We start from the raw sequence: 24,869 nt of genomic DNA, 5'->3' as shown, positions 1-24,869 counted from the left end.
GGATACGACGAGTGGAGACTTATGTCCGGGCATTCCAAGTGGGCCACCACGAAGCACAAGAAGGCCGTCATCGACGCACGCCGTGCCAAGTCGTGGGCCAAGCTCATCAAGAACATCGAGGTCGCGGCCAAGCTCGGCGGCGCGGATCTCGCCGGCAACCCGACGCTGTTCGACGCGGTGCAGAAGGCGAAGAAGACCTCCGTCCCGAAGGACAACATCGACCGCGCGGTCAAGCGCGGGGCCGGCATCGGCGGCGAGGCCGTCGAGTACACCTCGATCATGTACGAGGGATACGGCCCGAACGGCGTGGCGCTCATGATCGAGTGTCTGACCGACAACAAGAACCGTGCGGCCGCCGAGGTGCGTACGGCCCTGAGCCGCAACGGGGGAACGCTCGCCGATCCGGGAAGCGTCGCCTACAACTTCTCGCGCAAGGGCGTGATCGTGGTGGGCTCCGAGGGGACCACCGAGGACGACGTCATGATGGCGGCGCTCGAGGCGGGTGCCGAGGAGATCGAGCCGCACGCCGAGGGCTTCGAGATCATCACCGAGGCGACCGATCTCGTGACCGTGCGCAGTGCGTTGCAGGACGCGGGCATCGACTACGAGTCGGCCGACGTCGAGTTCGTGCCGAACCTCAAGGTCGAGATCGACGCCGACACCGCGCGCAAGATCTTCCGTCTCATCGATGCGCTCGAAGACAGCGAAGACGTCCAGAACGTCTTCAGCAACTTCGACCTCTCGTCCGAGGTGCAGGCCGAGCTCGAGAACGACGACAGCTAGGCGCGCCACGCGTCCGACGTCGACGGTGCCGCATAGCCTGGGGGAGTGACCTCCTCCTCGCTGCGCGTGCTCGGGATCGATCCTGGCCTCACCCGATGCGGTGTGGGCATCGTCGACGTCGACGGCTCTCGTCGCGGCACGCTCGTGCACGTCGGGGTGATCCGTTCTGCGCCCGATGCGCCGATCGGTGAGCGTCTCGCGACCGTCGCCGCCGGCATCCGCGAGGTCATCGCCGTGCATTCGCCGCAGGCGGTCGCGGTCGAGCGGGTGTTCGCTCAGCAGAACACGCACACGGTGATGGGCACGGCCCAGGCCAGCGGCGTCGCGCTGCTGCTCGCCGCAGAAGCAGGTCTTCCCGCCGAGACCCACACGCCGAGCGAGGTCAAGGCGGCGGTCACCGGCTACGGCTCGGCCGACAAGCGGCAGGTGCAGGCGATGATCGCCCGCATCCTCCGCCTCGACGCACCTCCGCAGCCGGCGGATGCCGCGGATGCTCTGGCGATCGCGCTCTGCCATGCGTGGCGCCGAGGCGGTGCCGGGGCAGCCGCAGCCCCGGGTGCACTCACCCCGGCTCAGCGCGCCTGGGCGGATGCGGAGCGTGTCGCTCGAACATACGTACGACGCGGCGCCTAGGCTGGGGGGATGATCTCCTCCCTGCACGGCACCGTGCTGCACTCGACCTCCGATCAGGTCGTCGTCGAGGTGGGCGGCGTCGGGTTCTCCGTCGCCGTGCCGGCCGACGTCGCGCACACCGCGACCATGGGGGAGCAGCTGCGCCTGCACACGAGTCTGATCGTGCGGGAGGACGCGCTCTCGCTGTTCGGATTCGCCGAGCGCGAGGAACTCGAGGTCTTCGGGCTGCTCATCAGCGTGACCGGGGTGGGACCGAAGTCCGCACTCGGGGTCCTCTCGCACCTGACCGTCGACCAGATCGCGGAGGCGGTGAACGACGAGGACGACGCGCCCTTCCGCCGCGTCTCGGGAATCGGCCCGAAGACCGCGAAGCTCATCGTCGTGCAGCTCGCCGGAAAGGTGCAGCCGACGATCGTGGCCGCACCGACGCCGACCGGCGCCGTCGACATCGTCGGTCAGGTGGCTGCCGCTCTGGTCGGACTGGGGTGGTCGGAGAAGGTGGCCGCAGAGGCCGCCGCGCAGACCGCCGCCGAGGCATCCGACGCCGAGCGGGCGGCCGTCGCACCTCTCTTGCGTCGCACTCTCGCCCTGCTGGGACCGGCACGTGGCTGACGAACTCGACGCCTCCGAGCCCGTCGACGAGACCGAACTCGCCATCGAGGGCGCCCTGCGCCCGACGAGCCTCGGGGAGTTCGTCGGGCAGCAGAAAGTGCGGGGACAGCTCCAGCTCCTTCTCGAAGCTGCCCGCATCCAGAGCCGTCCGGCCGATCACATCCTGCTCGCCGGCCCGCCCGGGCTCGGCAAGACGACGCTCGCGATGATCGTCGCCCACGAGAGCGAGCGTCCGCTGCGTCTGTCGAGCGGGCCCGCGATCCAGCACGCCGGCGACCTCGCCGCTCTGCTGTCGAGCCTGGTGCCGGGCGAGGTGCTCTTCATCGACGAGATCCACCGCATGGCGCGCTCCGCGGAGGAGATGCTCTACCTCGCGATGGAGGACTTCCGCATCGACATCATGGTCGGCAAGGGAGCGGGAGCAACCAGCATCCCGCTCGAGCTCGCGCCGTTCACCCTCGTGGGCGCGACGACCCGATCGGGTCTGCTGCCGAATCCGCTGCGCGATCGATTCGGATTCACCGGCCATCTGGAGTTCTACGAAGAGGGCGAACTCGAACGGGTGATCGCGCGATCCGCCGCGGTGCTGGGTGTCGATCTCCCGTCCGACTCGCTCGCCGAGATCGCACGCCGTTCGCGGGGCACGCCCCGCATCGCGAACCGGCTTCTCCGACGTGTGCGCGACTACGCGCTCGTGCACGGCGGGGGAGAAGCGACGATCGCCGATGTCCGTGCTGCACTCGAACTGTACGACGTCGACCCCATCGGCCTCGACCGCCTGGATCGCGCCGTGCTCGACGCGCTCGTGCGACGGTTCCGCGGGGGTCCGGTCGGGCTCAGCACGCTCGCGGTTGCCGTCGGCGAAGAGGCGGAGACCGTCGAGAGCGTGGTCGAGCCGTATCTGGTTCGCATCGGTTTCCTCGGACGCACGCCGCGAGGTCGGGTCGCCATGCCCGAGGCCTACGCCCATCTCGGCATCGCTCACCCCGACGGAGCGCTTCGCTTCGATGACCTATAATCACAGAAGACTTCCCCCGAAACTTCTGTGCGCCCCTTGATGGTGCATGCACCTCAGAAAGGCGCTCCGCCCCATGGAAATCATCCTGTTCGGTCTTCTGGCCGTCCTCCTCGTCTTCATGATCTTCAACACGCGCAAGCGTCAGAAGCAGATGAAGGCCGAGCAGGAGGAGAAGGCGACGAAGACGGTTCCCGGCGTCCGCGTGCTCCTGCAGGGCGGCATCTACGGCACGATCGTGTCGTACGACCCCGAAGACCTCGACCACCCGGCATCCGTCGAGGTCGCTCCCGGTGTCGTGATCGAGGTGCACAGCCAGGCGATCCTCCGGATCGTCGAGCCGAAGGACATCGTCGCGGACGACGCCGAGCTCGCGGACGACGACACCGTCGTCGAGGCGGATGCTCCGGTCGCCGAGACCCCGGAAGAGACGCGCGCGCGCCTCGACCGCGACGCTGACGAAAAGTAAGCTCGCGGCGTTCGTCCGCACCCCGGAATCCGGCCTCTCAGAAAGCTGAACTCACGTGGCTTCATCCTCTCCTGTCCGTCACGCCTGGCGGGTCCTTCTCGGCCTGCTCCTCGTGACGGGGGTTCTCTTCGGCATCAACGCGGCCGGCGTGTACGTCTTCGGAAAGAGCTCCTGGACTCCGGAACTCGCGCTCGACCTCCAGGGCGGCACGCAGATCGTCCTGCAGGCGGAGACCGAGGACGGCGCGGCGCCCTCGTCGGAGCAGCTGAACCAGGCGGCCTCGATCATCCGCCAGCGCGTCGACGCCTCCGGTGTCGCCGAGGCCGACATCACCACCGAGGGCGGCCAGAACATCGTCGTCCAGATCCCGGGTGTCGCCGACGAGCAGACCCGCGAGCGGATCACCAGCAGCGCGCAGCTCGAGTTCCGTGCGGTCCTGGCGACGACGGCGGCGACCACGTCGTTCGTCGGCGAAGACGGCAATGAGACGCCGTACCCCGCCCCGGATGACTCGCTGGAGGCGACCCCCACGGTCGAGCCGACCGACGGCAGCGACCTCAACTGGTTGACGCCCAAGCTTCAGGCCGAGTTCCTCGCCTACGACTGCGCGAACCCTGAGAACCCGACCAACGTCCCGAGCGACCAGCCGATGATCGCCTGCGACGAGTTCGGTCAGGCGAAGTACCTCCTCGGCCCGACCGAGCTCGACGGAACGGCGATCGACGACGCGGCCAGCGGTCGCGACCCGCAGTCGGGCGCCTGGCTCGTGCAGCTGACGATGAACCCCGACGGGGCCGACAAGTTCGGCAAGGTCAGCACGCGCCTCAACCAGAACCGCATCGACAACCTCTCGCCGCGCGATCAGTTCGCCTTCGTCCTCGATGGCGTCGTGATCTCCGCACCGCGGATGAACGGTGTGATCCTCGACGGTCGCCCGAGCATCTCGGGAAGCTTCACCCAGGAATCAGCGACCACCCTCGCCGACCAGCTGAAGTACGGTGCCCTGCCGCTGAGCTTCACCGTGCAGAGCTCCGACACGGTCTCCGCGACGCTCGGAACCCAGCAGTTGCAGATCGGACTGATCGCCGGTCTCATCGGACTCATCCTCGTCGCGATCTATTCGCTCTTCTCCTACCGCGCGCTCGGGACGGTGATCATCGCGTCGATCGCGGTGATGGGTGTACTGACGTACATCGTGATCTGCATCCTGGCGTGGCGTCTCGGCTTCCGTCTCTCGCTCGCCGGCGTCGCGGGTCTGATCGTCTCGATCGGATTCACGGCCGACTCGTTCATCGTCTACTTCGAGAGAATCCGAGATGAGCTGCGCGATGGGAAGTCGATCACCTCGGCGGTCGAAGACGGCTGGGGCCGCGCCAAGCGGACGATCTACATCTCGAAGTCGATCAACGTCCTCGCCGCTCTCGTGCTCTACATCCTCGCCGACTCCACGGTGAAGGGGTTCGCCTTCACGCTCGGACTCACGACGATCATTGACGTGTTCATCTTCGTGATCTTCACGCACCCGGTCATGCAGCTGCTCGCCCGCACCCGCTTCTTCGGTGGCGGACACAAACTCTCGGGTCTCGACCCCGAGGCCCTCGGCGCGGTCTATCGCAACCGCTCGCAGTTCCGCGAGGTCGCGACGGCATCCGCCGGTCGTGGTGCGCGCAACTCGCGCTCGCGCGGTGAAGCGGAGCGTCGACAGACCATCGCCGAGCGCAAGCGCGCGGAGGCTCTCTCGGGTGACAGACCCACCAAGGCCGGAAGTGAGGGAGACGCCTGATGCCTTCCATGAATGAGTTCGGCAACAACCTGTACACGGGCAAGACCTCTTTCCCGTTCGTCGGACGGCGCCGTCTGTGGTTCATCATCGCGATCATCCTGGTCGTGGGCTCCGCTCTGGTGCCGCTGATCCGCCCCATCCAGTTCTCGATCGAGTTCACCGGTGGGTCGCAGTTCACGGTGGCCGCTCCCGACAGCACCGATCAGCAGATCGCCACCGACGCGGTCAAGTCGGTCGTTCCCGAGTCGGCGACCAAGGTCGTCGTCGTGAACGGCTCCGACATCCGCGTGCAGACCGACCAGATGACGGCCGACGAGACGCAGCAGGTCACCGCGGCACTGGCCGACGCATACGGCGTCGATACCGCGGAGGTGACGTCGTCGTTCATCGGTCCCGCCTGGGGCGAGAGCGTCACCCGCCAGTCCCTATGGGGACTCGCGATCTTCCTGGCACTCACCTTCCTGATCCTGGCGATCTACTTCCGCACCTGGAAGATGTCGGCCGCCGCGATCCTCGGCCTGCTCGACGTGCTCGTGATCACCGTCGGCGTCTACGCGCTGGCCGGGTTCGAGATCTCGCCGGCGGCGGTGATCGGATTCCTCACGATCCTGGCGTATTCGCTCTACGATACGACCGTCGTTTTCGACAAGATCCGAGAGAACACGACCGAGGACGGCGAGAAGTCTGCGCGCCTGTTCGGGGAGTCGGTCAACCTCGCGGTCAACCAGACGCTCGTGCGCTCGATCAACACCTCGGTGGTCGCCGCTCTCCCGGTCGGAGCGATCCTCTTCATCGGATCGCTGTGGCTCGGCGCCGAGACGCTCACCGACATCTCGCTGTCGATCTTCGTCGGCATCCTGGTGGCGACGTACTCGACCCTGTTCGTCGCCGCTCCGCTCTACTCGCTCTTCCGCGAGAACGAGCCGCAGATCCGCGAGCGCGACGCCCGGATCCGCGAAGCGCGCCAGCGCGCGACGGTCGAAGCCTGACGTCTCCGTCCGGCGGGATCCGCTCCCGCCGGACGGACGTAGGATTGTCTGATGTTCTGATTCGGAGGTGAGCGGATGGCGGAAGCACAGTCGCCGGCGCAGGGATCGAGCCTGCGGCGTCTGGTTCCCCGCATCTTCTCGCGCGCGTCCAGGGTCAACGACCTCGACAACCTGATCCGCACCGTCCGGGCCAATCACCCCCGTGGCGACTTCTCGGTCATCGAGCGCGCCTACGCCGTGGCCAAGGACAAGCACACCGGCCAGCAGCGTCAGAGCGGCGAGCCGTACATCACGCATCCGCTCGCGGTCGCGCAGATCCTCGCGGAACTCGGTCTCGGACCCCGTGCGATCGCCGCGGCGCTCCTGCACGACACCGTCGAGGACACCGGCTACGCGCTCACCGACCTCACCGCCGAGTTCGGCGACGAGGTGGCGATGCTCGTCGATGGCGTCACGAAACTCGACAAGGTCAAGTACGGCGAGAGCGCCCAGGCCGAAACCGTCCGCAAGATGATCGTGGCGATGTCGAAGGACATCCGCGTCCTCCTGATCAAGCTCGCCGACCGCCTGCACAATGCACGGACCTGGGGGTTCGTCCCACCGGAGAAGGCGGCGAAGAAGGCCAAGGAGACGCTCGAGATCTACGCGCCCCTGGCCAATCGGCTCGGTATCCAGGCGATCAAGTCCGAGCTCGAGGATCTCTCGTTCGCGGTGCTGCACCCCAAGATCTACAACGAGATCCACAGCCTCATCGCGCAGCGCACACCGCAGCGCGAGAAGTACCTGAGCCAGGTCGTGGAGGAGATCGACGAGGATCTCCGCGATCTGCGCATCCGCGGCAAGGTCTCCGGCCGGCCGAAACAGCTCTACTCCGTCTATCAGAAGATGGTCGTGCGCGGACGTGAGTTCGACGACATCTACGATCTGATCGGCATCCGCGTGCTCGTCGCCTCCGTGCGTGACTGCTACGCGGTGCTGGGTGCGATCCACGCCCGCTGGACGCCGCTCCCCGGGCGATTCAAGGACTACATCGCGACGCCCAAGTTCAATCTCTACCAGTCGCTGCACACGACCGTGATCGGTCCGGCGGGACGCACGGTCGAGATCCAGATCCGCACGCACGAGATGCACCAGCAGGCCGAGTACGGCGTCGCGGCGCACTGGATGTACAAGGAGCGGATGAACGGCGGCAAGGCCGAGGTGCGGGCATCCGACACCGATATGGCCTGGCTCGCGCACATCTCCGACTGGCAGGCCGAGACCGCGGATCCGGGGGAGTTCCTCGATTCGCTGCGCTTCGAGATCGGCGCGAAGGAGGTGTACGTCTTCACGCCGAAGGGGCGCGTCGTCGGTCTGCCCGCAGGTGCGTCCCCCGTGGACTTCGCCTACGCGGTGCACACCGAGATCGGCCATCGCACGATGGGCGCGAAGGTGAACGGTCGTCTGGTGCCACTGGAGTCCGAGCTGAAGAGCGGCGACGTCGTCGAGGTCTTCACCTCGAAGAACCCGGATGCCGGCCCCAGCCAGGATTGGCTCGGGTTCGTCAAGAGCACTCGCGCGCGCAACAAGATCCGCGGCTGGTTCACCAAGGAGCGGCGCGAGGAGGCGATCGAGCAGGGCAAGGAGGCGATCGCTCGAGCGATGCGTCGGCAGAACCTGCCGCTGCAGCGTCTGATGAGTCAGGATTCGTTCGCGGAGGTCGCCCAGCAGCTGCGCTACGAGGACGTCTCGGCGCTGTACGCGGCGGTGGGCGAGGGGCACATCTCGACCCAGTCGGTGCTCGAGAAGGTCACGGCCAATGTCGCCGCGAACGACACCACGACCGGTGCCATCGATCTGCCGGGCAGCATTCCCACGCGCGAGCCTCGTGCGGGGGACTCGGGTGTTCTCGTCCGCGGTGCCGCCGACATCCTCGTGAAGCTCGCGAAATGCTGCACCCCGGTGCCGGGTGACCCGATCGTCGGGTTCGTGACGCGCGGGAGCGGCGTCTCGGTGCACCGCAGCGACTGCGTGAACGTCAAGGCGCTGAGCGGGGAGCAGGACCGCTTCGTCGAGGTGTCGTGGGCTCCGACGACCAAGAGCGTGTTCCGCGTGCAGATCCAGGTGGAGGCGCTCGATCGCTCGGGCCTGCTGTCCGACGTCACGCGGGTGCTCAGCGAGCACCACGTCAACATCCTGTCGGCCACGGTCAACACCAATGACGACCGACTGGCGATCAGCCGATTCGTGTTCGAGATGGGCGATGCCGTGCATCTCGACCGTGTGCTGAACGCCGTGCGCCGAATCGACGCGGTGTACGACGTCTACCGCGTCACGTCTTCCTGACCTCGAGCCCCTCGAGCATTTCCGCGGCGCGCCGCGACCCCGGAACGCGCTGGAGCGCGCGGACCCGCTCGCGTGCGATGACGATGAGCCCCGGGTCGTGCGCGGCGAGCATGCGCGCCCACCGATCCAGTTCGGGTTCGCGGTGGCTCCTGAGCGCCAGGTCCACGAGCGTGCGTTGCGGACTCGTGACGGGGATGCCTCCGATGACCAGGACGTCCTCTGACGGCAGGGGGGTGTCGTGGTATCGCACACGCGGGCTCTGCACCGCGCGGATGCGTCTCGTCACGGCGCGTCGGAGATGGTGGGGGTTCGGTGCCTCGTCGCAAGCGCCGTGGACCCAGACGGCGCTCGGACCGCATACTGCGGTGCCGGAGGGAACGATCGCGGCGATCGACGCGGCGCGGACGTCAGCGCCCTCGATCAGATCGGCGGGGATGTACGCGTCGCCGATGTCGACGACGTCGCCGTCCAGGCGGGCGGCAGTGAGTTCGGTCAGCGTCAGCCGGTCGCCGGGGAGATACAGGAAAGCGGGATGCACCAGGCCAGTGTGGCCCAGGGGCATCCCGCTTCCGGAGAGCTCCGGTACGAGCTGTGGAGAACTCGTCAGCCGCCGAGGGCGCTCAGCCAGGCGCGGCGTGCTTCGAGGGCGTCGGATGCTTCCTTGATCGCCTTCTTGTCGCCGGACTTCTCGGCCGTGGCGAGCTCGGACTCGAGCTTCTCGATGGCCTCGAGGAGCTGCGAGCTCATGTCGTTCGCACGCGCTTTGGTCTCGGGGTTGTTCTTCTTCCAGTCGACCTCTTCGCGGGCCTTGAGGGCCTGTTCGATGACGCGGAGCTTGTCGTCGAGCGCACGCTCCTTGTCGCGGGGGAAGATGCGACCGATCTCGTCCCACTGCCGCTGGATGCCGGTGAGCAGGGCGCGGGCGCGCTTGATGTTGGACTCATCGGCGACGGCCTTGGCCTCTTCGAGGAGCGCCTGGCGCGCCTCGATCTTGGGTGCGGACTCGGCCTCTTCGGCGGCGGACTGCTCGGCACGTGCGGCGTAGAGCGCGTCGCCGGCGGCCTTGAACCGAGCCCAGAGGGCGTCGTCGGCCTTGCGCCCGGCGCGTCCGGCGGCCTTCCATTCGTCGAGGAGGGTGCGGTAGGCGGGGATGCCGTCGGTGCCGCGCGGTGCGAGGGCCTCGGCGCGCTCGATCAGACGGGTCTTCGCGTCGCGCGCGACCTTGTGCTGGTCGTCGAGCTCCGAGTAGAACGCGCGGCGGTGCTTGTCGACCGTCGAGCGCGCATCGCGGAATCTCTTCCACAGTTGCTGCGACACGCCCTTCGAGAGGCGAGGTCCGTTCTGCTGCTGAGCCTGCCAGGCGTCGAAGAGCTCGCCGAGCTCGGCGGTGACCTGCTTCCACTGCACCTTCGAGAGGTCGCGGGCGGCGATCGCCTCGGCACGCTCGACGAGCGCCGTGCGCTCGGCGATGGCCTGGTCGAGGAGCTCCTTGGCGCGCTGCTGCTCTTCGGCGGTCGCCTCGGAGAGCGAAGCGGTCAGCGTGTTCAGACGCTCGAGAAGGCCGGCGAGGTCGCCGACGGCCGCGGCATCCGTGGCCTCGTCGACGAGGTGACCCGCCTGCTTGACCAGATCGCCGGCGGTCGCGCCACCGGCCTGGTGGCGCTGCTCGAGGGTCTGGACCTTGAAGGCGATGTCCTCGTACTTGCGCACGAAGTAGGCGAGCGCCTCGTCGGGAGTGCCGTCGGGGTACTGGCCGACGACGCGCCACGTCTCACCCTCGCGGACCTCGACCGTTCCGTCATCGCTGACGCGGCCCCACTTCGCGGCTTCGCTGGAGATGGGGGCTGTCGGGGCGGCCGGGACGGCAGCCGCGGGAGTGGGCAGCTTGCGCGGCAGGGGCTTCGCCGGGGGAGCGGGGACGGGGGGAGTCGGCTTCGAGGACTCGTTGGCAGACACAGTGTTCTCCTTGCGCGGTTGGCCGCGGGAGGCGGAAAGGACGATCCTCAGCCTAGTACGCCGCGACGATGCGATGCGGTGACGTTCCGCTCCGCGTCGGAGCGGGGGCGGATCACTCCGCGGGGTCTTCTTCGGGGGCGGGCGTCTCCGTCGGAGCGGGGGTCTCCACCGGAGCGGTCGGCTCGACGGACGAGGAGGGCGAAGGCGTGGGCTCCGGCGCCGTGACCTGCGCGTGCGCCACCTGGCTCGCGATCGCGGCGAGGACGAGGACCGCTCCACCCACACCGGCGATCACGTTGTCGCGGACGCGCCGACGGATCTTCTCCTGGTGCTGGGCCGTGCGCGCCGCATAGACCCGCGCGCGCTCCGCCTGGGTGCGCTCCTGCGCGCTCTTCGAACCGCGTGCCGCCATGGACGTCTCCTCTCGTCGACGCCGCGGGGCGACGTCGACACAGAGCTTATCGTCGCCGGTGTCGGTGGACCGCATTAGCCTGGAGGGATGACCCCTGCCGCCGCACTGCTCTCGGGGCAGACGCCGCTCGCCGTGCGCATGCGACCCGTCTCGCTCGACGAGGTGGCCGGTCAACGGCACCTGCTCCGCGCGGGTTCGCCGATCGTCGCCCTTGCCGACCCGGAAGCGTCGTCTCCCGGCGCGGTCTCGATCATCCTCTGGGGCCCTCCCGGCACCGGGAAGACGACACTCGCGCAGGCGATCGCGCGCTCGTCCGGTCGTCGGTTCGTCGAGCTCTCCGCGATCACGGCGGGCGTGAAGGACGTACGCGAGGTCATGCAGGAGGCGATCACTCAGCGCGATCTCTACGGTCAGACGACGATCCTCTTCCTCGACGAGATCCACCGCTTCACGAAGGCGCAACAGGACGCGCTCCTGCCGGGCGTCGAGAACGGTTGGGTGATCCTGATCGCCGCGACGACCGAGAACCCGTCGTTCTCGGTGATCTCCCCGTTGCTCTCGCGTTCGCTCCTGCTCACTCTGCAGCCGCTCACCGACGATGACATCGGACTGCTGATCGATCGCGCCGTGACCGACGCGCGCGGTCTGCACGGCGCCGTGACGCTCGGAGACGAGGCGCGTGCCGCACTCATCCGCCTCGCCTCCGGCGATGCGAGACGGGCGCTCACCGGCCTCGAGGCCGGGGCCGCCGTCGCACTCTCGCACGGACGCCCCGGGGACGTGGGCGACGAATCCGAGGGCGACGAATCCGAGGGCGATGACGGAGAGGACGTCGAGAGGACGGATGCCGAGGCATCCGTCGTCCCGGAGATCTCTGCAGACGACATCGCGCAGGCCGTCGATCGCGCGCTGTTGCGATACGACCGTCAGGGCGATGAGCACTACGACGTCATCAGCGCGTTCATCAAGTCGATTCGGGGATCCGATCCCGACGCCGCGCTGCACTACCTCGCACGGATGATCGAGGCGGGCGAGGACCCCCGCTTCATCGCCCGCCGCCTCGTGATATCCGCGTCGGAAGACGTCGGTCTCGCCGATCCTCAGGCGTTGGTGATCGCCGTGGCCGCGGCCGACGCCGTCGCATTCATCGGTATGCCGGAGGGGCGTATCCCGCTCGCCGAGGCGACCGTCTACCTCGCGACGACGGCGAAGTCGAATGCCGCATACGCGGGCATAGACGCCGCCATCGCAGACATCCGCAAGGGCGGGTTCGGCCGTGTGCCGCTGCATCTCCGGGACGCCCACTACCCGGGGGCGAAGCGGCTCGGGCACGGACGAGGGTACGAGTATCCGCACGACAGCGAATTCGGCATCGTCGCGCAGCAGTACCTCCCCGACGAGCTGCAGGGTCGCCGGTACTACGCGCCCAAGACCCTGGGCGCCGAGCGCGACGTGTCGGCACGGCTGGAGCGCATCCGTCGCATCCTCGACGCGCGCTGAGCGATCTCCGACGGTACGCGAGCGGCTCGACCCTCTACAGTGTGCGGGTGACGCGTTCCCCTCTTCGCATTCCGCCCGATCGCGATCTCTCGATCGACTTCGTCCGTGCGATCTGCCTCCCGGTGGTCGTCGTGCTGCACGCGCTCCAGATGGGGATCGAAGGCGATCCGCCCCGCGCTTTCAACGCCCTCGCGGAGTGGACGCCGCTGGCGTGGATCACCTGGGTGGGGATGATCATGCCGACCTTCTTCATCGCCGGGGGATTCGCCGGCATCACGACTTGGCGACGGCTCGAGAAGCGCGGGGAGACGGCGGGGGAGTACATCCGTGTTCGCGCGCTACGGCTCGCACGTCCGGTGTTCCTCGCCATGCTCGGCGTACTCCTCGCTCTCGCCGTGATGGCGCTCTGCGGGGCCGATCCCGAGTTCCTGCGCACCTTCGCGTTCCGGCTCGCCGAGCCGCTCTGGTTCATCGCGGTCTATGCGATCTGCACCTCGTTCGTGCCGCTGATGGCGTGGCTGCACCGTCGTGCGGCCTGGACCACGTACCTCGCCCTGGCCGCCCTGGTGGTGATCGTCGATCTGGTGTCGCGCTTCGGCGGTCCGTCGATCGGTGCTCTCAACTGGCTCTTCGTCTGGCTCTTCGTGCAGCAGCTCGGCTTCGGCGTGCGGGATCAGTGGTACTCCCGCCGGCCGCGGTGGGTGCTCCTGCTTCTCGCCGTCATCGCCTACGGCCTGATGTGCGTCGCCGTCTTCGGACTGGGCTACGACCCCGACATGATCGCCAACCTCAACCCTCCGACCGTGCTCCTGCTGCTGCTCGGGCTCGCTCAGGTGTACCTGTTCACGCTGCTCCAGCCCGCGATCCGCAGACTCATGCGTCTGCGTCCCGCACTCGTGGCCATCGGAGCTCTCGGGATGTACGGCATGGTCATCTACCTGTGGCACACGGTCGCCATGGCGGTCGTGATCGGGGCGCAACAGGCGCTGGGGCTGCCGTTCCCGACGGTGCTCACGCCCACCTGGTGGCTCACGCGCATCCCGTGGATCCTCGCGATCGTGGTGGTGCTCGCCGTGCTCTGCGCGATCGTTCCGCGGATCGAGCGGGTATGGCCGCGGGAGCGGCCGCGATCCATGCCACTGCCCGCGGCGATCGCGGCCACGGTGCTGCTCGTGCTGGCCGTCGGGTGGGTGCTGACCCAGGGGTACCTCACGCCCGGAACCGCCGCTGCGCTGGCGGCCATCGCCCTCTCCATCACCTGGCTCACCGTCGGCGGGCCCGGTCCGAATCGCGCCGCGGAACCGTTGGAAGAGGTCTCCGGAACCGGCGCCCCGCAGGACGCCGGACGCCTCTGATAGACTTGAGCGGCTCGAAACCGAGTTTTCGGGCATCTCCTCGTTCACACCACACCTCGACGGCGCCCCGGCGTGCGCCCCGAGGCAGAACGCGGTGATACGTCCGTGAGTCGCGAGAGACGCGACCACGTCATCGGAAGGACAGCTTCGTGACCACGAAGTCCCAGGACCGCCGCAAGGTCCGTCTGAGCCGTGCCCTCGGCATCCCGCTCACCCCGAAGGCCGCCCGCTACCTCGAGAAGCGTCCCTACGCTCCGGGTGAGCACGGCCGCACCAAGCGCAAGGCAGACAGCGACTACGCCGTCCGTCTGCGTGAGAAGCAGCGTCTGCGCGAGCAGTACGGCATCCGCGAGAAGCAGATGCGCAACACCTTCAACGAGGCCCGCCGCCAGGAGGGTCTGACCGGTGAGAACCTGGTCGAGCTGCTCGAGATGCGTCTCGACGCTCTCGTTCTGCGCGCCGGCTTCGCCCGTACGACGGCGCAGGCCCGCCAGCTCGTCGTGCACCGTCACATCCTCGTCGACGGCCAGCTCGTCGACCGTCCGTCCTTCCGCGTGAAGGCCGGACAGCTCATCCACGTCAAGGCCAAGAGCGAGGGCACCGAGCCCTTCCAGGTGGCAGCGGCCGGCGGACACGCCGAGGTCCTGCCCCCCGTTCCGGGCTACCTCGAGGTCGAGCTCGACAAGCTCCAGGCCCGCCTGGTCCGTCGTCCGAAGCGCGCCGAGGTCCCCGTGACCTGTGAAGTGCAGCTCGTCGTCGAGTACTACGCGGCTCGCTGAGCCCCCTGGGCGCTGATTCCAGCGCTCGAAACGAGAGGCGTCGGGGTGACCCGACGCCTCTCGTCGTTTTTGCATACGATGGAGACACCGCGCCTTCGCGGGTCTAGGCAAGGATGACGACATGAAGAACATGCTGTGGTTCCTGATCGGCGTGATCGGCGGATTCGTCGCTGCGCATTTCATGAACAAGGACCCTCGCGGGCACGACATCCTCGCCGAGGTCGACGCCAGGATCAACGGCTTCACCGCTCTCATCGGCGATGCGTATCGCGCGCAGGAGGCCCGGCTCACCGAGCCGGAAGACCACTGACCCCTCGCGCAACCGCGCGGCACTTCTCACCTCCGAACTAGGACACCCGGGCACCCTTATGAAATCTGCGGAAATCGCGCAGCGCTATCTCGACTTCTTCGAGAAGAACGACCACGTCATCGTCCCCTCCGCCTCGCTCGTCAGCGACGACCCCTCGCTGATGTTCACGGTGGCGGGCATGGTGCCCTTCGTGCCGTACCTCACGGGCGTCGTGCCGTCGCCGCACCCGCGGATCGCCGACCTGCAGAAGTGCATCCGCACGAACGACATCGAGGAAGTCGGCAAGACCGCCCGTCACGGGACGTTCTTCCAGATGCTCGGCAACTGGTCGTTCGGTGATTACTTCAAGGAGGGGGCGATCCGCTACGCGTGGGAGCTCCTCACCAGCAGCGAAGCCGACGGCGGTTTCGCCTTCGACGAGAAGGACCTGTGGGTCACGGTCTACGAGACCGATGACGAGGCCGAGTCGATCTGGCGCGACATCATCGGGCTGAAGCCGGAGCGCATCCAGCGCCTCGGGCGCGCGGACAACTACTGGAACACGGGGCAGCCCGGCCCCGGCGGCCCTGACTCGGAGATCTTCTTCGACCGCGGTCCGGCGTACGGCAAGGACGGCGGTCCCGCCGCCGACGATTCGAGGTTCCTCGAGATCTGGAACCTCGTCTTCATGCAGGACTTCATCGAGAACATCCAAGGCAAGACCGAGTTCGACATCGTGGGTGAGCTCCCGCAGAAGAACATCGACACGGGCATGGGCCTCGAGCGCGTCGCGTTCCTCAAGCAGGGCGTCGAGAACATGTACGAGATCGATCAGGTGCGCCCCGTGCTCGACCGCGCGGTGGAGCTCTCGGGCCGTACCTACGGCAAGGTCCACGAGGACGACGTGCGCTTCCGCGTCATCGCCGACCACGTGCGCTCCTCGCTCATGCTGCTCTCCGACGGCGTCCGCCCGTCCAATGAGGGGCGCGGCTACATCCTGCGTCGCCTCATGCGTCGCACCGTCCGCGCGATGCGCCTGCTCGGTGTCGACGAGCCCGTCTTCCCCGAACTCTTCGCCACCTCGCGCGATGCGATGAAGTCGTCGTACCCCGAGCTGGAGCGCGACTGGTCGACCCTGTCGGCATCGGCGTTCGCGGAAGAGGAGACCTTCCGTCGCACCCTCGCGCAGGGATCGACGATCCTCGATCTGGCGCTCGACGAGACCAAGAAGGAGGGGAAGAAGGCGCTGAGCGGCTCCGAGGCCTTCCTCCTGCACGACACGTACGGCTTCCCGATCGATCTCACGCTCGAGGTCGCCGAGGAAGCGGGACTCGAGGTCGACCGCGGTGCGTTCGACACCCTGATGCGCGAGCAGCGCGATCGCGCGAAGGCGGATGCCCGCAACCGCAAGCGCCAGCTCGCCGACGTGTCCGTCTACCGGGAGCTGCGCGCGCTCGGTGAGACGGGCTTCGACGGCTACACCGAGCTCGAGGTGCAGTCCCGTATCCTGGGCATCCTCGTCGACGGCCAGCCGGTGCGCAGCGCCTCCGAGGGTCAGATCGCCGAGGTGATCCTCGCCGAGACGACTCTCTACGCGGAGTCCGGTGGACAGGTCGCCGACAAGGGCACGATCGTCGGCCCGGGCTTCGAGCTCGAGGTCCTCGACGTGCAGCGTCCGGTACCGGGGCTCATCAGCCACACGGTGCAGGTGAGCACCGGAAGCGTCGCGGTCGACGATGCCGCCACGACGGTGGTCGACGCGGCGAACCGGCGCGCGGCACGCCAGGCGCACTCGGCCACGCACCTCGTGCATGCGGCCCTGCGCGACACGCTCGGCCCGACCGCCACCCAGGCGGGATCGCTGAACCGTGCCGGCTACATGCGCTTCGACTTCGCCTGGTCGCAGGCGCTGTCGAACGACACGCGCACCGAGATCGAGGAGATCACAAACCGAGCCGTCCACGACGCGCTGGAGGTCACCACCCGTATCGTCTCGCTCGACGAGGCGAAGGAAGCGGGGGCCATGGCGCTGTTCGGCGAGAAGTACGGTGACGTCGTGCGCATGGTCGACATCGGCGGTCCGTGGTCGCGCGAGCTGTGCGCCGGAACCCACGTGAGCTCCAGTGCCGAGATCGGTCTCGTGAATCTCGTCGGCGAGTCGTCGGTGGGAGCATCCAACCGTCGTATCGAAGCCCTCGTCGGTGTCGACGCGTTCCGCGAGCTCGCGGCCGAGCGCGCGATCGTCTCGCAGCTCACCAGCTCCCTCAAGACGCCGCGCGATCAGCTCCCGGAACGCATCGCCGACCTCGCCGCGAATCTCAAGGCGGCAGAGAAGCGCATCGCGCAGTTCGAGGCCAAGGAACGCGCAGGACAGGTCCCCGCGATCGCCGACGCCGCGCGCCGGATCGGCGCGTTCCACGTCGCGACGGACTCGCTCGGCGACCTGGCCTCGGCGGATGATCTGCGCGAGCTCGTGCTCGGTGTCCGCGACCGCCTCGGCTCCGACGCCGCGGTCGTCGCTCTCGGCGCCGTCGTGAACGGACGCCCGGTCGTCGTGATCGCCACCAACGACGCGGCACGTAGCGCGGGCGCGAAGGCGGGGGCGCTCGCGAAGCGCGCTGCCGGTGTGCTCGGTGGCGGCGGCGGCGGGCGTGACGATGTCGCCCAGGGCGGCGGAACGGATGCTGCGGCTCTGCCCGCCGCGCTCGACGCCGTCGCCCAGGAGCTGCAGGCAGCGTGACCGGTTTCCGACGCGGGGTGCGCCTCGGCATCGATGTCGGGCGCGCCCGGGTCGGCGTGGCGCGGTGCGATCCCGACGGGATGCTCGCCGTGCCCGTCGAGACCGTTCCGCGATCGGACGCGTCGATCGATCGACTCGTCGAGCTCGCGTCCGAGTACGAGCCGATGGAGTTCGTCGTCGGCCTCCCGGTGAACATGCGGGGATCGGACACCGCGTCGACTGTGGACGCGCGGGACTTCGCCGCTGCTCTTCTCGCCCGCACCGGGGTTCCGGTGCGGCTCGTCGATGAGCGTCTCAGCACGGTCTCCGCGCACGCGGCACTGCGATCTTCAGGTCGAAATCAGAAGAACTCTCGTAGCATTGTGGATCAGGTCGCCGCGGTGGTGTTGCTGCAGCAGGCGATCGACATGGAGAAGAGCACCGGAAACCCGGCCGGTGCCGCTGTCCCGTCCGACGAGGAGCATCCTTGAACATGTCCGAACGCGATGGCGCGTCCTCCGCGCCCGATGCGAACGAGCCCCTCGGCGATTTGTTCGCGAACCTCCCGGAGCCGACGCAGCAGCATCCCACACCCGACTACAGCGCTCCGGCGCCCGGTTCGCGCCGCGCCGCCCGCGAGGCCGCACGTCGCGGTGAGGCTGCGCCGGAGACGACGCCCGTCGTCGTTCCTGATGCCGTGGATCCGATCGGCGCGCCGGTCCCTGCCGCAGAGCCCGCACCGGCGCCGGTGCCGGAACCCGTGGGTCCGTCTGCCGAGGACGTCCGGATCGAGCCGACCCGCATCGAGCCCGCAGCTGTCGCGGCGCCGGCATCCGTGGCGGAACCGGCATCCGTCGCCGCACCGTCCGCGAACCCCGCTCGACCGGAAGCACCGATCGGGGGTGGCCTCGATGCGCTGTTCGTCGCTCCCGACGACGATCGTGCCCTCGCCCGTGCGCCGAAGAAGAAGCGTCGGCGCGGCTGCTTGATCGCACTTCTCATCATCCTGGTGATCATCGGTGGCATCGCCGCCGCGGGCGCCTGGGCGATGAACACCTACGGCGAGCAGATCAACGACATCATGGGCTGGGGTGAGCCGAAGGACTACGAGGACGGGATGGCCTCGGGCGAGGCCTTCGTCACCATCAAGGACGGCGACACCGGGCGACCGGTCTCGACCGCGCTCTTCGAGGCCGGCGTGACGAAGACCGAGGACGTCTTCTACGACTACCTGATCGATGAGAACATCGCAGTGACCTTCTACCCGGGCGTGTACCGCCTGCAGGAGAAGATGACCGCCGCGGCAGCCCTCGAGGCGCTGCGCAACGAAGACAACAAGCTCGAGAACACAGCGTCGGTGTCCGAGGGCGGCACGATCGAGTCGTCTCTTCCGGCGATGGCCGAATCGCTCGGTCTCCCGGTGGAGGACTTCGAGGCCGCAGTCGCCGATCCCTCCGCCTACGGGGTCGACGCTCCCAGCCTCGAGGGCTGGCTGTTCCCGGCCGTGTACACCTTCGACCCCGAGGTCACCGCGACGCAGGTGATCCAGCGCATGGTCGATCGCACGCGGGAGGCGTTGACCGAGGCCGGTGTTCCCGATGCAGACGCCGAGCGCATCCTCACGATCGCGTCGATCATCCAGCGCGAGGGTCGCACCGCCGACTTCGCCAAGGTGAGCCGCGTGATCGAGAACCGTCTCGACATCGACATGAAGCTGCAGATGGACTCGACCGCGCAGTACGGATATGGATCGCTCCACGAGGGTGTCGTGTCGAGCTCGGCGGAGGCGCTGGAAGACGACAACGACTGGAACACCTACGTGCGAACGGGGCTGCCGATCACGCCGATCGCGAGCCCGAGCTTCGCTGCGATCGACGCCGCCATGCACCCGGAGGACGGCAAGTGGCTGTACTTCGTCACGATCGACCTGTCGACGGGCGAGACGCAGTTCTCGGAGACGTACGAGGAGCACCAGGCCGGGATCGAGAAGTGGCGCGAGTGGTGCCGGGCGAATCCGGATGCCGGCTGCTGAGGCCCCCGGACCCCACCGCCTCGCGGTCTGGGGGGATCCGATCGCGCATTCGAAGTCCCCGGCGCTCCACGCCGCGGCCTATCGGGTTCTCGGGCTCGACTGGGAGTACGACCGTCGGCAGGTGAACGCGGATGAGCTGCCGACGTCGCTGGCGGGACTCGACGCGTCCTGGCGTGGGCTCTCACTCACGATGCCGCTCAAGGAGCAGGCTTTCCGAGCGGCAGCGGTCCACGATCGCCACGCCACGCTGACCGGGGCCGTGAACACGCTGCTGCTCGACGGCCGGCCAGCGGGTTTCAACACCGATGTCGGCGGGATCGTCGACGCACTGGCCGACGACGGCATGGCGGCCGCGACGAGTGTGCGGATCCTCGGCTCCGGCGCGACTGCGGCCTCCGCGCTCGTCGCGGCGGCTGAGCTCGGTGCCGAACGGGCAGACGTCCGTGCGCGCCGTCCCGAACGCGGGGCCGCGCTGGTCGACCTCGGAGCGGAGCTCGGCATGACGGTCTCGGTCGGCTCGTTCGACGCGGCCCTCACTCCGGTGGACCTGACGCTCGCGACCCTCCCGTCGGGCACCACGCTTCCCGCCGAGATCGTCGGCGCTCTCGCCGCGGACGGGGGAGTACTGTTCGATGCCGCCTACGCGCCGTGGCCCTCGGCGCTGGCAACGGGCTGGGGGGACGCCCCCGTCGTCTCGGGGCTCGGGATGCTGCTCCACCAGGCGATCCGGCAGATCCGCGTGTTTCTGCACGGCGACCCGGCGCGCGTACTCGACGATGAGGCATCGGTCCTGGCCGCGATGCGCGCCACGCTGTGACGCGACGCTGTTCTGTGACACGAGGCTGAAACGCGGACGGCGGGCGCGGCCGCGCATGGGAGACTAGAGGAATGCTCCGCGTGCTGACGGCCGGCGAATCGCACGGCCCCGAACTCATCGCCATCATGGAGGGCCTTCCCTCCGGTGTCCCGATCTCCTCCGAGGCGATCCAGGCCGACCTCCAGCGTCGCAAACTCGGTTATGGGCGCGGTTCGCGCATGAAGTTCGAGCAGGACGAGCTGAGCATCTCGGGCGGCGTCCGGCACGGGAAGACCCTCGGCAGCCCGATCGCCCTGCGCATCGGCAACACCGAGTGGCCGAAGTGGACCGAGGTCATGAACCCCGAGCCCACCGAACTCACCGACAAGTCGCGCGGGCGCGGCGCGCCGCTCACCCGCCCCCGCCCGGGTCACGCCGATCTCGTCGGTATGCAGAAGTACGACTTCGACGAGGCGCGCCCCATCCTCGAGCGCGCGAGTGCCCGCGAGACCGCGGCCCGCGTGGCCCTGGGTGCCGTGGCCCGCTCGTTCCTCGGCGAACTCGGCATCCGCCTGGTCAGCCACACCCTCTCGATCGGCCCGGTGGCCGTGCCCGCGGGCGCGCCGCTGCCGACGCCCGATGACGTCGACGCGCTCGACGCCGATCCGCTCCGGTGCTTCGACGCCGCGACCTCCGCGCTGATGGTGGCCGAGGTCGACGACGCGAAGAAGGACGGCGATACGCTCGGTGGCATCGTGGAGGTGCTCGCCTACGGTCTCCCGCCGGGACTCGGCTCGCACGTGCACTGGGATCGCCGGCTCGACGCCCGCCTCGCCCAGGCGCTGATGAGCATCCAGGCCATCAAGGGCGTCGAGGTCGGAGACGGCTTCGAGACGACGCGTCGCCGCGGCTCGGCCGCTCATGACGAGCTCTTCGCGACCGATGGCGGCATCACCCGCGGTTCCGACCGCGCGGGCGGAACCGAGGGCGGTATGTCGACCGGCACCGTCCTGCGGGTCCGCGCCGGCATGAAGCCGATCGCCACAGTGCCCCACGCGTTGCGCACGATCGACATCGCGACCGGCGACGACGCGACGGCCCACCACCAGCGTTCCGACGTGTGCGCCGTGCCCGCTGCGGGCGTCGTGGCGGAGGCGATGGTCGCGATCGAACTCGCCCGCGCGGTGCTCGAGAAGTTCGGCGGCGACAGCGTCGGTGAGACGCGTCGCAACCTCGACGGATACCTCGCGGCGATCCCGGAGGAGCTGCGCACGGCGCCGGCATCCGAAGCCGCGCTGCTCGCGCATGACGAACAGCACTGACCCGCTCACGCTGGTGCTCGTCGGCCCCATGGCCGCGGGTAAGACGAGTGTGGGGCGTCGCGTGGCACGCCGACTCGGCGTTCCGTTCATCGACACCGACAAACGAGTCGTCGCCGCACACGGACAGATCCCGGAGATCTTCGCCGAGCACGGTGAAGCCCGCTTCCGCGAGTTGGAGCGGATCGCGGTCGCCGAGGCCCTCGCGGAGGGCGGTGTCGTCTCGCTCGGGGGCGGGGCCGTGACGGATGCCGGGACGCGGGCTCTGTTGGGCGCGCACCCCGTGGTCTTCCTCACGGTGAGCGCCGAGGCCGTCGCGGATCGGATCCGCGGGACCGGGCGTCCGCTGCTCGAGTCGGTCGATCCCCTGGAGCGCTGGATCTCCATCTTCGAGGAGCGCCGGGACTGGTACGAGGAAGTGGCCACCGCGACGTTCGACACGTCGGGCCGGCCGATGCAGAAGATCGCAGACGAGATCGTCACCTGGAGGAGAGAGCAGCGATGACCACCACGACCATCAGCGTCACCGGAGACGATGCCTACGACATCGTGATCGGGCGGGACATCCTCGACCGCGTCTCGGAGGCGCTGGCCCCCACCGTGCGCAAGATCCTGGTGGTGCACCCCCCGACCCTCGCGGCGAGGGCGGCGGAGCTGCGCGACCGGCTTCTCGCCGACACCGAGAACGGGCCGCGCGACGTCCTTCTCGCCGAGATCCCGGATGCCGAACAGGGCAAGCGCGTCGAGGTGGCGGCCTTCTGCTGGCAGGTCATGGGACAGTCCGACTTCACCCGCACGGACGCCGTGATCGGGTACGGCGGGGGCGCAGTCACCGATCTCGCCGGATTCGTCGCCGCGACCTGGTTGCGCGGGATCCAGGTGGTGCAGGTGCCGACCACGGTCCTCGGTCTCGTCGACGCGTCCGTCGGCGGTAAGACGGGGATCAACACCGCCGAGGGCAAGAACCTCGTCGGGGCGTTCTGGGCTCCGCGCGCGGTGATCGGTGATCTCGACGAACTGCGCAGCCTCAGCGCGAACGAGGCCACCGCCGGGTTCGCCGAGGTCGTGAAGGCCGGCTTCATCTGGGCGCCGGAGATCCTCGACATCGTCGAGGCCGACCCCGGGCGGGCGGTCGACCCCGCCTCCGCCGAGTTCCGCCGCGCGGTGGAACTCGCGATCGGCATGAAGGCGACCGTCGTCTCGGAGGACTTCCGCGAGGCCGGGCAGCGCGAGATCCTCAACTACGGTCACACGCTCGGCCACGCGATCGAGCACGCCGAACGATACCGCTGGCGTCACGGTGCCGCGATCTCGGTGGGGATGCTCTTCGCGGCCGAGTTGTCGCGCCTGGCCGGCCGGCTCTCCGACGAGGCCGCTCTGCGTCACCGCACCGTGCTCGAGTCGCTCGGTCTGCCGACGTCGTACCGCGCGGGTGCCTGGGCGCAGCTGCTCGCCACCATGCAGCGCGACAAGAAGAGCCGTGGCGGCATGCTCCGTTTCATCCTGCTCGACGACATCGCCAAGCCGACCGTGCTGCAGGCGCCGGACGAATCGCTGCTCTTCGCGGCGTACCAGGAGGTCGGGGCGTGAGCGCGCGGATCCTGCTGGTCAACGGCCCGAACCTCAATCTGCTCGGCACCCGTGAACCGGAGGTCTACGGCACGGCGACCCTCGATGACGTCGAGCGCCTGACGATCGAGGCTGCCGCGGCTGCGGGGTACGAGGTCCGGGCGATCCAGAGCAACCACGAGGGTGTCCTGATCGATGCGATCCAGGCCGCTCGCGAGGACTGCACCGCGATCGTGATCAACCCCGGTGGACTCACGCACACCTCCGTCGCGCTGCGCGATGCCCTGACCGGGATCGCACTTCCGTTCGCCGAGGTGCACATCTCCGACGTGCACGCCCGGGAGGAATTCCGCCACCACTCCTACCTCGAGGACGTCGCCGCCGTGCGGGTCATCGGGCTCGGAGTGGAGGGGTACGTCGAGGCCGTGCGACGGCTCACCGCCCTCATCCCGTAGAATCTACTGTCGGCCGGGTCCGCGCCTTGCGAGGGCGGCCGCGAAAACCACACAGGAACGGAACTCTCAGCGCATGGCATCTACCGCAGACATCAAGAACGGCGTCGTCCTCAGCATCGACGGGCAGCTCTGGAGCGTCATCGAGTTCCAGCACGTGAAGCCCGGCAAGGGCGGTGCGTTCGTGCGCACCAAGCTCAAGAACGTCGTGTCCGGCAAGGTCGTCGACCGCACGTACAACGCGGGCGCGAAGATCGACATCGAGAACGTCGATCGCCGCGACTTCACCTACCTCTACAACGACGGCGACGGCTTCGTCTTCATGGACGCCACCGACTTCGACCAGCTCACCGTCGGCGCAGCCACGGTCGGCGACGCGAAGAACTTCCTGCTCGAGAACCAGCAGGTCACGATCGCTCTGAACAACGGCAACCCGCTGTACATCGACCTCCCCGCGTCGGTCATCCTCGAGGTGACCTACACCGAGCCCGGTCTGCAGGGCGACCGGTCCTCGGCCGGCACCAAGCCCGCCACGCTCGAGACCGGTTACGAGATGCAGGTTCCGCTGTTCCTCGAGACCGGCACGAAGATCAAGGTCGACACCCGTACGGGTGAGTACCTGGGTCGCGAGAAGTAAGGCGTGAGCGCTCGGACGAAGGCGCGCAAGCGCGCACTCGACATCCTGTTCTCCGCCGACGTGCGCGGCGACGATGTCGCCGTCTCCCTCGCGGCCGAGGCCAAGCGGGCGGCCAACGAGCCTGCTCGCGAGGCATCCTGGCTCTACGCCCGCGAGATCGTCGACGGGATCATCGACCACCGCGACGAGATCGATGAGCAGATCACCACTCACAGTCGTGAGTGGAAGATCGAGCGGATGCCGGCGGTGGACCGCGCACTCCTGCGCATCGCCGTCTGGGAGATCCTCCACAACGACGAGGTGCCGACGGCCGTCGCGATCGATGAAGCGGTGGAGCTCGCGAAGGAGTTCTCGACCGACGACTCGGGCGCGTTCGTGCATGGTGTCCTCGGTCGGGTGTCCCGCGCGGCCTGAACGCTCTGACCGTGTCTCCGGCGAGTGTCGG

General features: G+C 68.4%; 25 protein-coding genes. 22 read left to right on the top strand and 3 right to left on the bottom strand.

The window, feature by feature from the left end; genetic code table 11:
- Positions 1-21: 21 nt before the first annotated feature.
- The 8 genes from ACFY9N_RS08515 to ACFY9N_RS08480 all read left to right on the top strand — a co-directional run bounded on the left by ACFY9N_RS08515 (position 22) and on the right by ACFY9N_RS08480 (position 8,609).
- Complete coding sequence (locus ACFY9N_RS08515) at positions 22-783, top strand: YebC/PmpR family DNA-binding transcriptional regulator (protein WP_391478472.1); 762 nt, start codon at positions 22-24, stop codon at positions 781-783.
- Positions 784-828: 45 nt separating this feature from the next.
- A complete protein-coding gene (ruvC, locus tag ACFY9N_RS08510; protein ID WP_391478034.1) occupies positions 829-1,416 on the top strand; it encodes a crossover junction endodeoxyribonuclease RuvC in 588 nt (195 codons plus the stop codon).
- Between the two features lie 9 nt (positions 1,417-1,425).
- Complete coding sequence (ruvA, locus tag ACFY9N_RS08505; protein ID WP_391478033.1) at positions 1,426-2,028, top strand: Holliday junction branch migration protein RuvA; 603 nt, start codon at positions 1,426-1,428, stop codon at positions 2,026-2,028.
- A complete protein-coding gene (ruvB, locus tag ACFY9N_RS08500; RefSeq protein WP_391478032.1) occupies positions 2,021-3,046 on the top strand; it encodes a Holliday junction branch migration DNA helicase RuvB in 1,026 nt (341 codons plus the stop codon). The genes ruvA and ruvB overlap by 8 nt, the downstream gene beginning before the upstream one ends.
- A 73-nt stretch (positions 3,047-3,119) precedes the next feature.
- On the top strand, positions 3,120-3,512 hold the full coding sequence (gene yajC / locus ACFY9N_RS08495; protein ID WP_391478031.1) for a preprotein translocase subunit YajC: 393 nt from the start codon (positions 3,120-3,122) through the stop codon (positions 3,510-3,512).
- A gap of 55 nt (positions 3,513-3,567) precedes the next feature.
- Positions 3,568-5,295 carry a protein translocase subunit SecD gene (gene secD, locus ACFY9N_RS08490; RefSeq protein WP_391478030.1) on the top strand — a complete coding sequence of 576 codons (1,728 nt, stop codon included), beginning with the start codon at positions 3,568-3,570 and terminating at the stop codon, positions 5,293-5,295.
- Complete coding sequence (gene secF, locus ACFY9N_RS08485) at positions 5,295-6,284, top strand: protein translocase subunit SecF (protein WP_391478028.1); 990 nt, start codon at positions 5,295-5,297, stop codon at positions 6,282-6,284. Before secD ends, secF begins: the two co-directional genes overlap by 1 nt.
- 75 nt (positions 6,285-6,359) lie before the next feature.
- Positions 6,360-8,609 carry a RelA/SpoT family protein gene (locus ACFY9N_RS08480; protein WP_391478027.1) on the top strand — a complete coding sequence of 750 codons (2,250 nt, stop codon included), beginning with the start codon at positions 6,360-6,362 and terminating at the stop codon, positions 8,607-8,609.
- Here ACFY9N_RS08480 and ACFY9N_RS08475 read toward each other — a convergent pair.
- From ACFY9N_RS08475 to ACFY9N_RS08465, 3 genes are all read right to left on the bottom strand, one after another.
- Positions 8,596-9,147: a type IV toxin-antitoxin system AbiEi family antitoxin gene (locus ACFY9N_RS08475; RefSeq protein ID WP_391478025.1), complete on the bottom strand. Its 552-nt coding sequence runs from the start codon at positions 9,145-9,147 to the stop codon at positions 8,596-8,598. The two genes, ACFY9N_RS08480 and ACFY9N_RS08475, sit on opposite strands and share 14 nt — an antisense overlap.
- Before the next feature lie 65 nt (positions 9,148-9,212).
- Entirely contained in the window at positions 9,213-10,565 is a 1,353-nt protein-coding gene (locus tag ACFY9N_RS08470) for a DUF349 domain-containing protein (protein ID WP_391478024.1), read from the bottom strand.
- 112 nt (positions 10,566-10,677) lie between these two features.
- Positions 10,678-10,977 (bottom strand): hypothetical protein, encoded by a 300-nt coding sequence (locus ACFY9N_RS08465; RefSeq protein WP_391478022.1) that lies wholly within the window; start codon positions 10,975-10,977, stop codon positions 10,678-10,680.
- An 87-nt stretch (positions 10,978-11,064) separates the two neighbouring features.
- On the opposite strand from ACFY9N_RS08465, the gene ACFY9N_RS08460 reads away from it, so the two are divergent.
- The 14 genes from ACFY9N_RS08460 to nusB all read left to right on the top strand — a co-directional run bounded on the left by ACFY9N_RS08460 (position 11,065) and on the right by nusB (position 24,838).
- On the top strand, positions 11,065-12,477 hold the full coding sequence (locus ACFY9N_RS08460; protein WP_391478021.1) for a replication-associated recombination protein A: 1,413 nt from the start codon (positions 11,065-11,067) through the stop codon (positions 12,475-12,477).
- A 47-nt stretch (positions 12,478-12,524) separates the two neighbouring features.
- Complete coding sequence (locus ACFY9N_RS08455; RefSeq protein ID WP_391478019.1) at positions 12,525-13,832, top strand: acyltransferase; 1,308 nt, start codon at positions 12,525-12,527, stop codon at positions 13,830-13,832.
- A gap of 149 nt (positions 13,833-13,981) precedes the next feature.
- A complete protein-coding gene (gene rpsD / locus ACFY9N_RS08450; RefSeq protein WP_391478017.1) occupies positions 13,982-14,611 on the top strand; it encodes a 30S ribosomal protein S4 in 630 nt (209 codons plus the stop codon).
- Between the two features lie 121 nt (positions 14,612-14,732).
- Positions 14,733-14,921: a hypothetical protein gene (locus tag ACFY9N_RS08445; protein WP_391478016.1), complete on the top strand. Its 189-nt coding sequence runs from the start codon at positions 14,733-14,735 to the stop codon at positions 14,919-14,921.
- Positions 14,922-14,979: 58 nt separating this feature from the next.
- Positions 14,980-17,640 carry an alanine--tRNA ligase gene (alaS, locus tag ACFY9N_RS08440; RefSeq protein ID WP_391478014.1) on the top strand — a complete coding sequence of 887 codons (2,661 nt, stop codon included), beginning with the start codon at positions 14,980-14,982 and terminating at the stop codon, positions 17,638-17,640.
- Positions 17,637-18,110 (top strand): Holliday junction resolvase RuvX, encoded by a 474-nt coding sequence (gene ruvX, locus ACFY9N_RS08435; protein WP_391478012.1) that lies wholly within the window; start codon positions 17,637-17,639, stop codon positions 18,108-18,110. The genes alaS and ruvX overlap by 4 nt, the downstream gene beginning before the upstream one ends.
- Positions 18,111-18,112: 2 nt before the next feature.
- The gene (gene mltG, locus ACFY9N_RS08430; RefSeq protein WP_391478011.1) at positions 18,113-19,651 is read left to right on the top strand and encodes an endolytic transglycosylase MltG; all 1,539 of its coding nucleotides are present in this window, start codon (positions 18,113-18,115) and stop codon (positions 19,649-19,651) included.
- Positions 19,638-20,468 (top strand): shikimate dehydrogenase family protein, encoded by an 831-nt coding sequence (locus ACFY9N_RS08425; RefSeq protein WP_391478009.1) that lies wholly within the window; start codon positions 19,638-19,640, stop codon positions 20,466-20,468. The genes mltG and ACFY9N_RS08425 overlap by 14 nt, the downstream gene beginning before the upstream one ends.
- 71 nt (positions 20,469-20,539) lie before the next feature.
- Positions 20,540-21,769, top strand: a complete 1,230-nt coding sequence (gene aroC, locus ACFY9N_RS08420) for a chorismate synthase (RefSeq protein WP_391478008.1) — start codon at positions 20,540-20,542, stop codon at positions 21,767-21,769.
- Complete coding sequence (locus tag ACFY9N_RS08415) at positions 21,753-22,271, top strand: shikimate kinase (protein ID WP_391478007.1); 519 nt, start codon at positions 21,753-21,755, stop codon at positions 22,269-22,271. Before aroC ends, ACFY9N_RS08415 begins: the two co-directional genes overlap by 17 nt.
- On the top strand, positions 22,268-23,356 hold the full coding sequence (aroB, locus tag ACFY9N_RS08410; RefSeq protein WP_391478006.1) for a 3-dehydroquinate synthase: 1,089 nt from the start codon (positions 22,268-22,270) through the stop codon (positions 23,354-23,356). Before ACFY9N_RS08415 ends, aroB begins: the two co-directional genes overlap by 4 nt.
- Positions 23,353-23,790, top strand: a complete 438-nt coding sequence (aroQ, locus tag ACFY9N_RS08405) for a type II 3-dehydroquinate dehydratase (protein WP_391478004.1) — start codon at positions 23,353-23,355, stop codon at positions 23,788-23,790. The genes aroB and aroQ overlap by 4 nt, the downstream gene beginning before the upstream one ends.
- A gap of 73 nt (positions 23,791-23,863) precedes the next feature.
- Entirely contained in the window at positions 23,864-24,424 is a 561-nt protein-coding gene (efp, locus tag ACFY9N_RS08400; protein ID WP_247622442.1) for an elongation factor P, read from the top strand.
- 3 nt (positions 24,425-24,427) lie between these two features.
- Positions 24,428-24,838, top strand: coding sequence for a transcription antitermination factor NusB (gene nusB / locus ACFY9N_RS08395; protein ID WP_391478002.1), 411 nt, complete (start codon positions 24,428-24,430; stop codon positions 24,836-24,838).
- Positions 24,839-24,869 lie beyond the last annotated feature (31 nt).

The organism is Microbacterium sp. NPDC008134, assembly GCF_042957055.1.
Lineage (GTDB): Bacteria > Actinomycetota > Actinomycetes > Actinomycetales > Microbacteriaceae > Microbacterium.
The sequence above is the reverse complement of the archived record's forward strand: the minus strand, read 5'-3'. Positions and strand labels throughout refer to the sequence as shown.